Origin of the sequence: Streptomyces sp. DvalAA-43, from assembly GCF_900091725.1 — a bacterium.
GTDB lineage: Bacteria > Actinomycetota > Actinomycetes > Streptomycetales > Streptomycetaceae > Streptomyces > Streptomyces pulveraceus.
Genome location: NZ_FMBW01000001.1, coordinates 133,663 through 148,619, shown reverse-complemented (window position 1 = coordinate 148,619; position 14,957 = coordinate 133,663). Strand labels below are relative to the sequence as shown.

General features: G+C 68.4%; 10 protein-coding genes. 2 read left to right on the top strand and 8 right to left on the bottom strand.

The features are described 5' to 3' along the window. Positions 1–3,704, bottom strand: a 3,704-nt coding sequence (locus GA0115234_RS00635; RefSeq protein ID WP_161275519.1) for a type I polyketide synthase, incomplete at its 3' end; no start/stop codon positions are given. A 799-nt stretch (positions 3,705–4,503) separates the two neighbouring features. On the opposite strand from GA0115234_RS00635, the gene lspA reads away from it, so the two are divergent. Continuing rightward, positions 4,504–5,067 carry a signal peptidase II gene (gene lspA, locus GA0115234_RS00630; protein WP_237540957.1) on the top strand — a complete coding sequence of 188 codons (564 nt, stop codon included), beginning with the start codon at positions 4,504–4,506 and terminating at the stop codon, positions 5,065–5,067. A 266-nt stretch (positions 5,068–5,333) separates the two neighbouring features. Here lspA and GA0115234_RS00625 read toward each other — a convergent pair whose 3' ends face one another. Beyond that, positions 5,334–5,930, bottom strand: a complete 597-nt coding sequence (locus tag GA0115234_RS00625; protein WP_093538844.1) for a TetR/AcrR family transcriptional regulator — start codon at positions 5,928–5,930, stop codon at positions 5,334–5,336. Positions 5,931–6,096: 166 nt separating this feature from the next. Between GA0115234_RS00625 and GA0115234_RS00620 the strand changes: the two genes are divergently transcribed. Then, the gene (locus GA0115234_RS00620; protein ID WP_107405752.1) at positions 6,097–7,062 is read left to right on the top strand and encodes an alpha/beta hydrolase family protein; all 966 of its coding nucleotides are present in this window, start codon (positions 6,097–6,099) and stop codon (positions 7,060–7,062) included. Positions 7,063–7,089: 27 nt separating this feature from the next. On the opposite strand, the gene GA0115234_RS00615 is transcribed toward GA0115234_RS00620, so the two are convergent. The 6 genes from GA0115234_RS00615 to GA0115234_RS00590 all read right to left on the bottom strand — a co-directional run bounded on the left by GA0115234_RS00615 (position 7,090) and on the right by GA0115234_RS00590 (position 14,805). Further along, the gene (locus GA0115234_RS00615) at positions 7,090–7,476 is read right to left on the bottom strand and encodes a DUF6009 family protein (RefSeq protein WP_093538843.1); all 387 of its coding nucleotides are present in this window, start codon (positions 7,474–7,476) and stop codon (positions 7,090–7,092) included. A gap of 126 nt (positions 7,477–7,602) precedes the next feature. After that, complete coding sequence (locus GA0115234_RS00610; RefSeq protein ID WP_093538842.1) at positions 7,603–9,144, bottom strand: DNA primase family protein; 1,542 nt, start codon at positions 9,142–9,144, stop codon at positions 7,603–7,605. Further along, positions 9,141–10,181: a bifunctional DNA primase/polymerase gene (locus GA0115234_RS00605; protein WP_093538864.1), complete on the bottom strand. Its 1,041-nt coding sequence runs from the start codon at positions 10,179–10,181 to the stop codon at positions 9,141–9,143. The genes GA0115234_RS00610 and GA0115234_RS00605 overlap by 4 nt, the downstream gene beginning before the upstream one ends. A 797-nt stretch (positions 10,182–10,978) precedes the next feature. Next, positions 10,979–12,205 (bottom strand): ParB/RepB/Spo0J family partition protein, encoded by a 1,227-nt coding sequence (locus tag GA0115234_RS00600; RefSeq protein ID WP_093538841.1) that lies wholly within the window; start codon positions 12,203–12,205, stop codon positions 10,979–10,981. Then, positions 12,202–13,428 carry a ParA family protein gene (locus tag GA0115234_RS00595; RefSeq protein ID WP_093538840.1) on the bottom strand — a complete coding sequence of 409 codons (1,227 nt, stop codon included), beginning with the start codon at positions 13,426–13,428 and terminating at the stop codon, positions 12,202–12,204. The genes GA0115234_RS00600 and GA0115234_RS00595 overlap by 4 nt, the downstream gene beginning before the upstream one ends. Positions 13,429–13,887: 459 nt before the next feature. Beyond that, entirely contained in the window at positions 13,888–14,805 is a 918-nt protein-coding gene (locus GA0115234_RS00590; RefSeq protein WP_093538839.1) for a DUF4232 domain-containing protein, read from the bottom strand. Positions 14,806–14,957: the final 152 nt, after the last annotated feature.

The window sequence follows — 14,957 nt, the reverse complement described above, 5'->3', positions numbered from 1 at the left end:
CCCTCATTGCCGGTGAGGATGTGTCCCTCGAACTCTGCGGGGACGCGCCTCGGTGCGTAGCCGACCTGCATCAGGCCGGTGAAGACGCCGGTGTCGCTGCCGCGCAGCGCGGCCGGATCGATACCCGCCCGCTCCACCGCCTCCCACGCGTTCTCCAGCAACAACCGCTGCTGCGGATCCATCGCGGCCGCCTCCACCGGACTGATCCCGAAGAACGCCGCATCGAACCGGTCCGCCTCATGCAGGAACCCACCACCCGACGCATACACCTTCCCCGTCGCCCCCGGATCCGGATCCGGGTCGTACAACTCCTCCAGATCCCAACCCCGACCCGTCGGAAAACCGGACACCGCATCCCGGCCCTCCCGCACCAACTCCCACAAATCCTCCGGAGAACCCACACCCCCCGGGAACCGACACGCCATACCGACCACCGCGATCGGCTCGGTGTCGGAGAGTGCCTCGGGTCCGGGCTTCGCTCCTTCCCGGGCGGCGCCCCCGGCCTCCACGCGCAGTCGCTCCGCGAGCAGGGCGGCCGTCGGGTGGTTGAAGATCAGAGTGGGGGAAAGGGACAGCCCGGTCGCCGCGCTCAACCGCTCCAGGAACTGGACCGCGCCGACGGAATCGAATCCCTGGTCCTTGAACGTCCGGGCGATGTCAACGGTCTGCGCGCTCGTATGGCCGAGCACGGTCGCCGCCTCCGCCCGTACGAGTGCCAGCAGTTCCTCCTGGCTCATCGCCCGGACCCGGCGGCCGTACTCGTCCCCGTCCTTCCCGTCCTTCTCCGGCAGCGTCCCCGGACCGTCGCTCGGGCCGGGGACGGCCGGTGTTCCGAGGGCGGGCCGTATGTGCTCCTTGCGCCAGTTCGACAGGGAGGGCAGCACATCCCGCAGTGCGGGGTGCTGCTCCGGGCCCATCCCGAGAGTGTCGGCCAGCGCGGCGACGTCCGCGCTCTCCACCGCTTCCCAGAAAGGCAGTTCGGCGGGCGCCTCGCTGCCGGTGGCCAGCCAGTGCCGCCGGCGCTGGAAGCGGTACGTGGGCAGGGCGACCCGGCGCGTCGTCCGGTCCGCGAACGCCGCACGCCAGTCCACCTCCACACCGTGCACATGGAGGTGGGCCAACGAGGTCAGCAGCCTGCGCCGGCCGCCCTCGCCGCGCCGCAGTGTGCCGACGACCGTGGTACGCATCGGCTGCACCGCCGCGGCCGACTGGGCGGCGTCCAGGTCGGCCAGGGTCTGCTGGAGTGCCGGGGTCAGTACGGAATGCGGGCTGACCTCGACGAACGTGTGGTGGCCCTGACCGACGAGTGCCCGGGTCGCCGTCTCCAGCTGTACGGGCCGGCGCAGGTTCTCGTACCAGTACTCGGCGGTCAGCTCCGCCGTGTCCAGCGCGGTGCCGGTCACCGTCGAGTAGAACGCGAGGTCGGCGGCGCGCGGTGCGATGCCGGCGAAGTCCGTCAGGAGTCTGTCGCGGAGGACTGCGACGTCGCGGGAGTGCGAGGCGTAGTCGACCGGGATCATCCGTGCCCAGACGCCCTCGGCCTCGTAGGCAGCCACCAGTTCCTCGACACCCTCTGCCGTACCCGAAACCACCGTGGAGAAGGGGCCGTTGACGGCTGCGACCTCGACGCGTGGAACCTCGGTACCGGGCGCGGACGGTCCGTCCGCCAGACGAGCGCGCACCTGCTCGACCGGGAGCGAGACCGTGGCCATCGCGCCGGTGCCGGACAGCAGGCCCAGGGCCTTGCTCCGCAGGGCGACCAGCTTCGCCGCGTCGTCCAGGGTCAGCGCACCGGCGACGTACGCGGCTGCGATCTCCCCCTGGGAGTGCCCCACCACCGCATCGGGGCTGACGCCGAACGACCGCCACACCTCGGCCAGCGCGACCGCGACGGCCCACAGCGTGGGCTGCACGACATCGACGCGGTCGAGCGGCGGGGCCTCCGGGGCCTCGGTCAGCACATCGAGCAGCGACCAGTCGACGAACGGTGCCAGCGCGCGTTCGCACCGGCCGATCCGGGCGCGGAAGACGGGAGAGGAGGCCAGGAGCTCCTGTGCCATGCCGGGCCACTGCGACCCCTGCCCGGGGAAGACGAACACGATCCTGCCCGGGTCGCGGACCGTGCCCTGGACGAGCGCATCGTCGGTGGTGTCCGCGGCGACGGCGGCCAGCGCGCGGTCGCACTCCGCGGGGTCTGCGGCGATCACCACGGCGCGGTGTTCCCACCCGGCGCGCGTGGTGGCGAGCGACTGCGCGATGTCGGTGGGGAGCAGGCCGGAGGAAGCGGTGAACTCCCGGAGCCGTTCCGCCTGTGCGCGCAGGGCCGGAGCGGTACGCCCGGAAAGGACCCAGGGCACGGGGCCGTCGGCCGGTCCTTCCGCACCCGTGGCCCGGTCCGGGGCCACTTCTCCCCCGGCGGCGGGCACCGGCGCCTCCGCCACCACCACATGGCAGTTGGTGCCGCCCATGCCGAAGGAACTCACCCCGGCGATCAGCGGCCCTTCGGGGGCCGTCCATGTCTCGCAGTCCGTCAGCACCCGCATGTTCCACTCGTCCAGCGGGATATCGGGGTGCGGCGTCGCGAAGTTCAGGCTCGGTACGAGTCGGCGGTGCTGGATGCACAGCGCCGTCTTCACCAGGCCGACCACTCCCGCGGCCGCTTCGAGATGCCCGACGTTCGTCTTCACCGACCCGACCAGAAGCGGGTGTCCGGGGGTCCGCGCACCGCCGATGACCGCGCCCAGGGCCGCCGCCTCGACCGGGTCGCCGACCTTGGTGCCAGTGCCGTGCAGTTCCACGTACTGCACCTGGTCCGGCTCGATACCGGCGCGCTGCTGGGCGAGCCGCAGCACTTCTTCCTGCCCGGACCGGCTGGGGACCATGAGGCCGTCGCCACCGCCGTCGTTGTTCACGGCGCTGCCCCGTACGACGCAGTACACCCGGTCGCCGTCCCTCAGGGCATGCGAAAGCGGTTTGAGTACGACGACCGCTCCTCCTTCGCCGCGTACGTACCCGTTCGCCCGCGCGTCGAAGGTGTGGCACCGGCCATCGGGAGAGAGAGCACCGAGCCCGGCCATCCCGAAGGCGGGCTCGGGTACGAGGTTCAGGTGCACGCCGCCGGCGAGGGCCAGCGTCGATTCGCCGCTGCGCAGGCTCTCGCAGGCCATGTGGACGGTGGCCAGCGACGATGCCTGGCCCGCATCGACGGTCAGGCTCGGTCCGCGCAGTCCGAGTACATAGGAGATCCGGTTGGCGATGATGCCCCGCTGGTTCCCCGGAACGGCGTACGGAGTCCTGGCCGCCGATCCCGAACGGTCCAGCAGCAGCGCGTAGTCGTGGGACGCGGCCCCGATGAACACTCCGGTCGTACCGTCGCGCCCCTGACCGGACACGATCCCGGCGTCCTCCAGCGCCTCCCAGCTCAGCTCCAGGGCGAGTCGCTGCTGCGGATCCATCGCGGCCGCCTCTTTCGGCGAGATGCCGAAGAACTCCGCGTCGAACCCTTCGACGTTCTCCAGGAAGCCTCCGAGCCGCGCGCTGCGGAGCTGGGTCCCGGTCCATCCGCCGGACGCCCCCGGGGAGTCGGAGTCGGGGTACCCGCGCGACGCGGGAACCTCACCGATCGCGCTCCTGCCCTGGGACAGCAGGTGCCAGAATTCGCCCGGGTCCACGGCCTGCGGCAGTCGACACGACAGTCCGACCACTGCGATATGGTCTTCCGAAGCCAGGCGTCGGTCAGAAGCGGAATCAGAAGCGGAATCGGAATTCTGTGGGCGCAATTCAGTCACGCCGCGCGGCTCAGTCACTAGGTCCCTTTTTCGGCCTGGCGATCCAGCGGGGGCAGCATGTCAGTGGCCCACCGGATACCGGATATGGAATGTCGGATGTCGCTACAGCACGGTCCTCTGGTGGTACGCGGTGCGAGCGAGTGCACGACGGGATCTACTGCGCTGTAGGTGCCCCCGTGCACCCGTACCTACTGATGGTTCCTCGGCACTTGCCCTGAGGCCGAGAAAGCCGCGCCAGGAAGGCGAATACGCCGACCGGACCGAAAGGTCCAGTTCGTGCGACATATGCAGACCGTGACGTGAGTGACACTGCCATGCCGCCCCAGCACAAAGCACGGGTTGACAAACCGCCAGGGATGATTTCCAGCCACTTGGACGGGTGACCGCAACGGTCACACCAAGAGGTTCATTACCTGGATAATTTCCGTAGTTCCGCACAAGGACGCCGTGCCACGATGCCCGGTTCTCTCTAGATTCCCCCTCTTCGGCGCCCGGCTGACGCTTCCGGATCTTGACCAAAAAAGATGCATGGGATTCGCTCAGCGCAAAGAGAAGGTGAAGTGGTAAGCGGCTTGACGGCGAAGAGGGGGAACGTCCGGTAATCTACGTGAACTGCTGTATCCTGCACCGACGCCCCGCGATGTCGATTTTAGAAGAACAGCAAATGCGGGGCGAGCAGAGATGTGAGCACGAAAGAGCCTCGGGGAGTAACGGGATGATGAGTGAAGCAGGCAAAGTGAAACGCCGACGATTCGTCCTCATGGCCGCCGTGGCTGCATTGCTGATGCTCGCAGATCTGATCACCAAGCAGATCGCTTTGGCGAACTATTCTCCGGCAGAGCCGGTGAGTTCTCTGGGCGGGTTCCTGAAGTTCACGCTCATCTATAATTCAGGGGCGGCGTTCTCCCTCGGCGAGGGCTCGACCTGGCTGTTCTCCACAGCGAAACTGGTCGTCATCATCGGGATGCTCTGGATCTCCCGCCGTATCCGCATTCCCGCCTGGGAAGTGATCTTCGGCCTCCTGGTCGGCGGTGCAGCAGGAAATCTGGTGGACCGCATTTTCCGTCCGCCGTCCCCTTTCCAGGGTGAAGTCGTCGACTGGATCCAGCTCCCGCACTGGCCCGTGTTCAACATCGCCGACATGGGAGTGGTCTGCGGCGGTGTGCTGACCGTCTGGATGGTCTTCCGCGGCATCAACCTGGACGGCTCCATCGAGCCCGAGGCACGCCAGGGCAAGAAGGACAAGAAGGCGCTCCAGGACGAGGGCACGGAAGCCTGACCCGCGCCGCTCGCGACTCATCGCCCCGGACGGCCGGGCCGTCCGGGCCGTCCGACGCCACGAGAGCGTCCCAGCAGCATTCCGAGGAGCGTCTCAGGCGCGCCTCCAGCCGAGATGACGAAGCTTCGACTTCTTGAGCCGATCCTTAGGATCGTTCCTGACGAAGTATCGAAGGCCCTCCGCGCGCGTACACCGACGCTCTCCCCGGCCATTCCCGGGCCGGGCAGCGCTGTGACTCATGGACGTCGGGCTGCGGTCCGTTGCCGTCAGACCGCCCGAGGCCGCTGAAGTCCCTGGAGGAGAAGCGCGATCAGGCGCCGGGGATCGTAGCGGGGGTCGTTGTCGTACCCGACGCAGAGGTTGCCGATACCGCGCATCAGCTCGTAGGGCTCCGTACCGGGCCTGATGTCACCGGCCTCGACCGCGGCGTCGAGAAGTTGGGCGCAGACGGGCAGCAGACGGTCGAGGAAATAGGCGTGCAGCGCGGCGAAGCGGTCGCTGTCGGACTGCAGGGCGTCGGCGAGTCCGTGCTTGGTGACCAGGAAGTCGACGAAGAGGTCGATCCACTGGCGCAGCGCGTCGAACGGGGAGTCGGCGCCGGCCAGCAGGCTGGGGCCGGCCTCGACGCATGCCTCGATCTGGTGCTGGTAGACGGCGGTCACGAGATCCGCCCGGGTCGGGAAGTGGCGGTAGATCGTGGCCATCCCGACACCCGCCTCGGCCGCGATCCGGCGGATCGGCGCATCGACGCCTGAGGTGACGAACACCTCGGCGGCAGCAGTGAGCACCGTCTGACGGTTGCGCTGGGCGTCGGCCCGCTTGCCTCGGGATGACGACTCTCCCGCAGGGCCCTCGGTGGCCATCACGTCTTCCTCCACACCGATTGACAAAACGGATCAGCGCTCCGAATACTAAATGGAGCAGCGTTCCGTTTCAGCTTAGCCGAACCGGGACGCCTCTGTCCGCCGTGTCCGTCGCTGGTCCCAGGAGACCGACGAGCGGCCGGCGCCATCGAAGGGAACCCACATCGTGAGCACCGCCACCATCACCGCCACCGACGCCTTGGGCGCGCCCGCCCCGGTCCTGTCCTTCAGCCCCGTCGTGCTCTCCGTACCCGGACGTCCCGTGGAGCTCCAGGTACGTGTCTCGGCGCCCGCGACCGGGACCGCCCTTCCCGTCATCCTGCTCTCCCACGGCCACGGTCCCTCGTACCACCTCTCCTCGCTCAACGGCTACGCGCCGCTGGCCGACTTCTGGGCCGCCCATGGATTCGTCGTCGTCCAGCCCACTCACCTCACCTCCAGGACACTGAGCCACCTGGTCGCCGATGTCCCCGGCTCCCCCGACTTCTGGCGCTCCCGTGCCGAGGACATGACCCACGTCCTCGACCGGCTCGACGTGATCGAGAGCACCGTGCCGCAGCTCGCCGGGCGGATCGACCGTGCCAAGGTCGCCCTCGCCGGACACTCGCTCGGCGGCTTCACCGCCGCCCTCCTGCTGGGCGCCGGGCTCACCGACCCCGACACCGGGAACGTGGTGCACCTCGTCGAGCCCCGGATCAAGGCGGGCGTACTGCTCGCCGCGCCCGGCAGGGGCGGCGAGGTCTTCAACGGGCCCATGGCCGAACAGTGGCCGATCGTCGGAGGCGTCGACTTCTCCACCATGACCGCACCCGCGCTGGTCGTCGCAGGCGACAAGGACGACTCCCGGCACTTCACCGACATGGGGCCACAGTGGCACGCCGACCCCTACACCCTCGCCCCCGGCCCCAAGACCCTGCTCACCCTGTTCGACGCGGAGCACGGTCTCGGCGGGATCGCCGGATACGACGCCGCCGAGACCACCGACGAGAACCCCGAACGGGTCGCCGCCCTGGCCCGGCTCACCGCGGCCTACCTCCGCACCCAGCTCCACCCCGGTGCCCCCGCCTGGCAGATCATGCGCGAGACGCTGACGACCGGCCCCGGTGCGATGGGCCGCGTCGAATCCAAGTAGGTTCCGGCGCCTCGCCGCCCGTTCAGCTCAGGTGCTGGGGGCCGCTATCACTGCGCCGGGTCCGCGCTGGGAGCGGGGAGTCTTGTCACCCACGCGCTTGGGTTCGATGGTGCGGGGATCGACGGCTTCACCCGGGGCGCCTTGCTGGTAGGGCCCGTCGGGGTTGGCGTCGCGGTCGTGCGGGAGGAGGAAGAAGACGCGGCGGAGCTGGAGGCCGCTGTCGGGGTCGGCCTCGGCGTGGGCGTCGAGTTCGGTGTAGCCGACCATGCGTCCGTCACGTTCATAGCGTGGCTTGCCCCGGCGGCGAGCGGTCTTGTCGAGCGCCTGGCGTACGTAGTCGAGGTCGTCGGGGTTCTCCAGCCACACCACGGCGTTCTCGTGGCGGAGGTCGCTCTCGTTCAGCAGCGAGCTCATGGCCGCAGCCCCTTTTCGTCGTCGACGGCCGATTGCGGGCCGGGGTGGATGTGGTGAGCACGATCCCGGGTGGGGGCACCGTGTCCATGGTAGGCCGGGTTGGCGGGTCTGTGTCGGGCACTCCGGTCAGGCATGGCCGACCGGGGGCTCGTCATCGGTCAGAAGGCCGAGGCCCGGGTAGTACTTCTTGCCACTGGACTTCATCATGTCGGCGGGCGAGGCGAGGGAGAGTTCCTGCCGCACACGGGTGGCGAAGGCGCGGGCGGTGGCGGGACGGATGCCCTCACCGGCGCTGCACCAACTGCTGTAGGTGGTGTACAACAGGCCCTGCTCGACCCGGAGGTCCCCGTTGTCGGTGGTGCAGCATTCGGCGAGGAAGCGGCCGATGTGGTCCTCGGTGGTGGCGTAGGCCTCGGTGGCGATGCGTACGGTCGCGGGTCCGGCGAGCGGGTCACGGGTGTCGAGGTAGAGCTGGGCGCCCTCGATGAGCCACTGCAGAATGCCGGGGCCTTCGCTCTGGACGAGTTCCTTGGCCAGGTTGTCGATCTTACGAGCGGCGGGGACGACGCGTTCAAAGGGGATCAGGCGGATCCGGCGCCAGAAGGCGTGGCCACCCGTGCCGACTTCAGGGCGGTGGTTGCCGAGCAGCCAGAGCTTGTGGGTGGGGTTGAAGCTGAAGAAGTCCTGGCGCATGCGGCGGGCCATGATGCGGTCGCCGCCGGTCAGGAGCTTGACCCGGGACTCGTCGAACTTGTCGTTGGGCTTCAGCTCGGAGCACACGACGATGCGCCGCCCGTGGAGTTCGGTGAGCTCGGTGGAGTGCTCGGAGAACTTGCCCTTCTCCATGAGGAAACCGGGCGGGGCGGCCTGGGCGTAGTCGCCGAGGATCTGCGTCATGACGTCGAGCAGCACGGACTTGCCGTTGGCGCCGGTGCCGTAGAGGAAGGGCAGCACCTGCGCGCCGACGTCGCCGGTGACGGAGTAGCCGAGGAGCAGGTGGAGGAAGTGAATGGTCTCCGCACCCTTGGCATCGTCGCCGAAGGTGTCGTGGAGGAAGCGGTGCCAGCGGGGGGTGGGCATCGTCTCGGGGGCGACGCTGGTGGCCCGGGAATGCATGTCGGCTTCGGGGTCGGGCTTGTGGAGGTGGCCTGTGTGGAGGTCGACGACACCGGCCGGGGTGCACAGGGCGTACGGATCGCCGTCCAGGACATCGGGATCCAGAGCGAGTGCCGGGGATGCCTTGGCCTGGGTGAGCATGGCCTTGATGCCCGGCGTCGACATGGAGCGCCGACGGTGGGAGGCGAGCTCGCGATCACTGAACTGGCCGGTCGGATCGGTGGCGGGCATCTGCTCGGCCAGGTCCCCCGCCGCCCATACCGCGGCCTTCTCTCCCCCGGTGCGCTTCCAGCGGTACTGGTCCCAGTGGTACCAGCCGAGGCCTTCGACATGGCGGAACTGATCGCCGAACATCACTGCGAACAGCTTGGCGTTGCCGCGGTCCGTGAGCAGTCCGGGGAGCTGGCCCGACGGGATCGACGGCTCGTGGACGACCGCGGTGGCGGCTCTCTGCTGAGCGGGCAGACCGGGGTGTTCCGCCTGGCCTTCGAGATCGAGCATCTGCTGCGCTGCGGCAGTGGCGTCGAAGCGCGGGCTGTCGGCGCTGCTCATGGGCGTCCTTTGAAGTGGAGCGGCCGGCTCGCGCCGGCGGACAGGGCAGAGGTGATGACGGCAAGGCTGTGGCGGTTGCGATGCGGCCGAGCGGCGTCGGCGGCCTCGGTGAGCAGCTCGCGTGCCCGGCTCTCGGTGAGATGGCCGGAGGCGATCAGGCCACCGGCCGTGTAGGCGGCACGGTTGAGCTTCTCGGTGAAGGCGGTGCCTTCAGGGGCGGTGGCGCAGTCCTTCACCTGGTCGAGCAGCGGTTCCAGGAGTCGGTGGGCCCGTTGCCGGGCCGGACGCGGGGAGCCGGGGCGCGGGGGTGGCACCGGGGCGGGGCGGGGGTCGACCGGGTGGCCCGTGCGCTGGAGTTCACCGGCGAGCCAGTCGGGCAGGACGGCGGGGAGCCGGGCCGGGCCGACCGGGGTGTACGTACCGGCGGGAGTGCGGGTGGCGGGGGTCACGATGTAGCCGCCGGTCGACCGGACATCGACTTGCCAGGCGAGGGCGACCTTCGGGCTGGAGCCCACCGAGGAGCGGTAGCGCGGGCCTTCGGGGGGTGTCCGGTACCAGACGTGCAATCCGCCCGACGGGGTCCGTACGCGCAGGGTCGAGTCGTCGTCCGCGGGACTGGGCCGGCCCCGGAGGGCTGCCAACAGAGCCAGGGTGTCGAACCCGGAGGCGAGACCTGCCAGGTCGACGCTCCCATGGATCGGGATGCCGGGCAGGAGCCGGTTCCGGTCGGGGACTTCGGCGCAGTGCGCATCGATATCGAGGACTACAAGGCCCGCCGGTCCGCAGGAGACCCCGACCCCGAGCGTGGGGTACCTGCCCCACCAGGCGTCCAGGAGAGCGGGGTTCGTGGTCGCTGCGTGAAAGCCGTGACACCACCGGCCCTCGGAAGGGCACGGACAGTCCTGAGGGCTGTGGGGCTCCTCGCGGCACGTCGCGCAGTTGGCGGCCGGGGTCTTACGACCCGGGGCCAGTGGGTGCACCGGCCAGCCGTTTCCGGCGCACCAGCGGGCAACGTCGTAGGGACTGGCGGTTCCCATGGAGCGGGGAACGCTGGTCTCGCTGTGACGCGGCACGCTGATCGTCCTTGCCGAGGGGCTGAGAGACTGCTCAGTCCCTGCGGTAAAAGACCAGGTCACAGCGTTGCTACCGCCAGACGAGGGACCGAAGGGACTGAGTTTTCCAATGAGGTCAGAGCCTACATCAGCGCTCTGGGCGTGAGTGAAGCCGTTTCCCGACTTCGGTCCCTTCAGTCCCTTTCGCTGCCTGGGGGGTTGGGGCGTCCACCTTCTTGGGACGAGCAGCTGATCCGGTCGGACAGCCGGGCGTGTCGAGCCCTGGAGGGACCGGGCGGGAGGGACTGAAGGACTGGGGCTACTTCGGTCCCTGTTCAGTCCCTCAGGTAAAAGTGCAGGTCAGAGGGTATTTCAGGCCTGACCGAGGGACTGAAGGGACTCAAAGTTCCAGTTATGAGCTGCTCATGCGTAGAAGGCCTCTGTACTTGCGCGCACGCATACACGCGCACCCGTAATAGAAGGAACTGGGTTTTTGAGTCCCTTCAGTCCCTCCAGTCCCCTGTTCAGGCCGTATACAAGCCTCTGACCTGCACTTTTGTCGAGGGACTGAACGAAGGGACTGAAGCACAGGGACTGAAGCAGGACGTTGAGTCCCCTGGATCCGGCTGAGCTGCCCGTTTTTGCCCGGGCTTCCTGGTGATTCGCCTTCCTCCGACTGGTTCGCCTTCCCCCCGACCGGACAGCGGTCTGCCCCGCTCCCCCACCATCGGCAGGAGAACGGGGCAAGGACGCAGGAGGCCCGCAGGGGTGTGGAGACCGCCTCAGGCCTGCTTGTCGGAGAGCGCAGTCTCCTCCAGTTCGCCGAGCCTCAGCAGCATCGACTGACGCTGCTCAGGCGTCATCTTCCGAAACACCAGCTCGGCAACGGCCGGGCCGTCGTGCCACGGCATCTTGATCGGCGGCCGTTGGGGAACCGAGGAGTCCGTCGCCCTGGGAACGAAGGGAGACAGGGCCTCACTGGCAGCGTGAGGCTGTACTCGCGGTTCAGGGAGCGGAGCCTCAGCTACACCGAGCCCCTGGGGCGCCGGGGAGACCGGGGGCATCTGGATTGCCTGGGGCTGAGGGGCTGGCGGTGCCGCGCGAGGAGCGGGTTGGACGCCTTCTGGTGGTGTGGGCGTCTCCCCATCCCTGGCCCGGTCCTCAACAAGAGGCGCTGCCACGGATTCCTCCGGCTGGCTCGGCACGTTCTTTACCGCGGTAAAGAACGTGCCGGTGGCTGCGGGGGGTGTCGGCGCTTGTTCCGTGGATCGGCGAACCCTGGGGCGCTCCTTCTCCTCCTCGCGTTCCAGCGCGCGGTCCTGCCAGGCCCGCAGCTGTTCGTCATGAGGAAGCTTCACCAGGGTGCGCGTCTCACGTACCGGGAGATCCCCGCTGCTCACCAGCGCTTGGAGTTCAGGGGCCAGGTTGAGCAGGTACATCTGCTGGGTCACCCAGCCACCGGACTTGCCGTAGTGCTCCGCGACCTTGGTCTTGCCGCCGAGCTCCTCGACCATCGTCTGAATGCCGAGTGCACGCTCTATCGGATCGAGGTCCTCACGGTCGTTGTTCTCGGAGAGGACAGCGTCCAGGAAGTCCGCCCGTGACTTGGCCACATCGTCATCGACAACAACTTCAAGGGTGCCGATACCAGCGGCCAGAGAGGCCCGATAGCGTCGCTCGCCGTTGGCAATGACATAGCGGGCCGTGCCGACACTGTCCCCCTCGCCCTCCCACAGCCGGAGATAGGCCTCGCGTGTGACGGCGACGGCCGGCTGTAGCTGCTTCTTCTTCAGCTTCAGCCCGAAGTCGAGGAGGTCGCTGTCGGAGCCGAAGTTCCGGCGCGGGTTGAAACGGGTCGGAACGAGTTGGTCCAGAGGGATCGTGCTCAGGCGACTGTCGGAAGCCCCGACGGTGACGGCTCCCGTCGCGGCGGCCACGGCTTGCCGCCGCGCACTGACGCCCTGGGCACCGCCGAAGCGGCCGGTGCCGAGCTGGCCGGCCTTACTCATGAGACCTCCCGTGCGAGCGCCCGCATGGCCACTGCCTGCTGGCTTCGGGGCGCGTACGCGAGCAGTGGCCGTTTCACGCGGACGGCTTCCTTCTGCTCCTTCAGATCTCCGATGAGACCGACGACTCGCGGATCCTTTATGTCGACCCAGCCCTGGAGGGAGGACGTTGCGATGTAGCCGCGCCGTGAGTCGTAGAGGTTGACGACAATGCCGAGATAGTCGATCTCGACGGCGAGGTCGCTGCGGAGGTCTTCGAACTGGGCGGTGAGGAGTTCGTACGCGTCGGCGCTGCTGTCTTCGGCCTGGACCACGACCAGGGCGCCGGACTGGCCGGGTGCCTCGCCGTTGCGGCGCCGTCCGTAGTAGGCGGCCGCGTCCATGCTGAGGCCGAGGCTGGGCGGGCAGTCGACCAGGATGACGTCGTAGTCGGCCTCAAGAGGTGCGAGCGCGCGCTCCAGGGCGGCTTCGCGGGCCCGGACCGCGGAGAGACGGACGTCCAGGAGGAAGGCGTCGCTGCACGCGGGCAGCAGGTGGAGGCGTTCCCCGAAGACCTCTTCGTCGATGGAGACGACGAGGTCGCGCAGTTCGCCCTTCGGGTCGCCTGCCATGTGGTTGGTGAGGCTGTCGCCGCCCATGGGCAGGGGCGTGGCGCCAAGCTGATTGGTGAGGTGGCACTGAGGGTCGAAGTCGACGAGCAGAACCCGCAGTCCGAGGCCGGGCAGGTTCTCTACGTCGAGAGGTCCTTCCTCACCGGCCGCGGCCGCGAGCTGCTTGGCAATGCGTACCGGGTGCAGGGCATTGGGGTTCTCTGCGAGGGCTTCGCCGGTTCCGGCCGTGATCGCGGTCTTGCCGACGCCGCCCTTCTGGTTGCAGACGATGATGCGCCGGGTGATGGCGGGACGCTCGATATCCGGTGCCTGGTGAGTGTCGAGCCACAGCTGTACCGACTGGGCGAGCCCCTGGATGAGGGAGACTCCGCGGTCGGTGGCAGCCTGCCGGAAGGTGTCCCACTGGCCGTCAGGCAGGAAGGTCGCGAAGGAATCCGCGCCTCTGGTGTCAATGGTCTTGAGGCTGGCTGCCAGGTCACACCATGCGGCGATGCCCTGCTCGACTGCGGCCTGAATCTCGATGCCGTGCTGGGCGGCCCTGACCTTGAGGTTCTGCCGGAGCCATCCCGGCAGCTTGGAGACGACCTTCTCGCGGTCGTTGGCTGGAGAACTCATGAGAGACACCTTACTAACGTTCAAGGCCCACATAGCCATTGGTGCGTTAGTAGCGTCTACTGCGTGTCGTGCGGGGCGGCTTTACCGCGGTAAAGCCGCCCCGTGTTCAGCCTCCTGGCCGTTGTCCTGGCCGTCCTCACTCCGCAGGTCGGCCAGGAACCGTGGAGACCACCTCATTCACTCCTACACTCCTACTCAGCCCCGTTCGGCACGCACTCTTCTCTGCGTGCCGTTCCGTCATGTGCTCTCCCCGGAGGGCCACTTCTTTACCGCGGTAAAGCCCGCAGCGGCACGGGGCGGCAGCCGGATTCTCGGCTTATCTGGTCAGATGAGCGTCGCTCGTGCTGCTCGTCTCGGTTGATGCGGTTCGGTTCAGGCGTTTCGCTCCATCTGGTCGGTGTGGCTCCCGCCAACTCTCTCTGACGGCCGCAGCGGAGGCGCTGGGACCATGTGAGGGTCCTACTGCGACGGGCGCGACCAGGCACGGACGGCCAGCTTGCCGGTGGTGCCGAGATCGAGGTGGGGCGTCACGGTCACCGGATCGGCGCCCCGTTCGGCCCGTACCCTGACGTACGGGACGTCGACGGCGGCGCCGGACTCGGTGGTGTTGCGCCACATGAGGCCCGAAAGGGCTCTCTCCCCCGGCTTCAGGACCAGCGGGCGGGCCGGCTCATCAAATCCGGTACCGGTGCTGATGCCGCCGCTTCCATGCACGATCCGGACGCCTTGGATGGGTGACAGATCCTCATCCAGCAGTTCCAGGATCGGATAGCCGTCAAGTGAGTAGTCGCGCTTCCCACAGTTCTCCAGGTGCAGGCCCACCACGCGCAGCCCCATCGCGGCATCGCCGTCATCGGTGGTGAGGCGGATGCCGGAGGGCGGACACTCACCGGACGCGGGCGGTGCCTCGACGGCGGGCACTTTGGTCACCCGGGAGACCTTGACGCGGGTCACCGGGGACGCACCGGGGGCCAGCACCCCCAGCCGGACCGTGCCGCGTTCGGTCGTACCGGGATCGACCGAGCGCACGGTCTCGTGGCTGTTGCCCATGACCTCGCCGGTGTCCGTGGTGAAGTCGAACAGGATCGTGTACGTCAGCGCCTCGGTGCCGTTGTTGGTGACTTCGTAGGCGGCCGAGATCCCGGAGTCCCCGGTGGGGAGGGAGTCGGCGTGGACGGAGAACCCATCGGAGTTGGGGGTGGGCGTGGCGGAGGGAATGGTCACCGAAGTGATCCGGACGCCGTCCACGGGTGGGGTGGTAGCAGCGGTCCCGGACGCGGAGGTGGCTGCGCCGGGAGTGCCCGCCTGTTCGGATCCGCACGCCGTGAGCAGCAGGAGTGCGGCGAGGGCCGGAAGAAGAGAAGTGACTTTGCGCATCAGGTCACCCCATCAGGGGGGTGAGTGCCGAGCTGTGGTGCAGGCCACATCACCGGTCACAGGCGTGTCACGGGAAGAAGGGACATCGGACGACGCCCTGGGCTATGTACCGAACGGCGTTTCCTGGGACATCCGGTGGGGCGAGCCGGCGC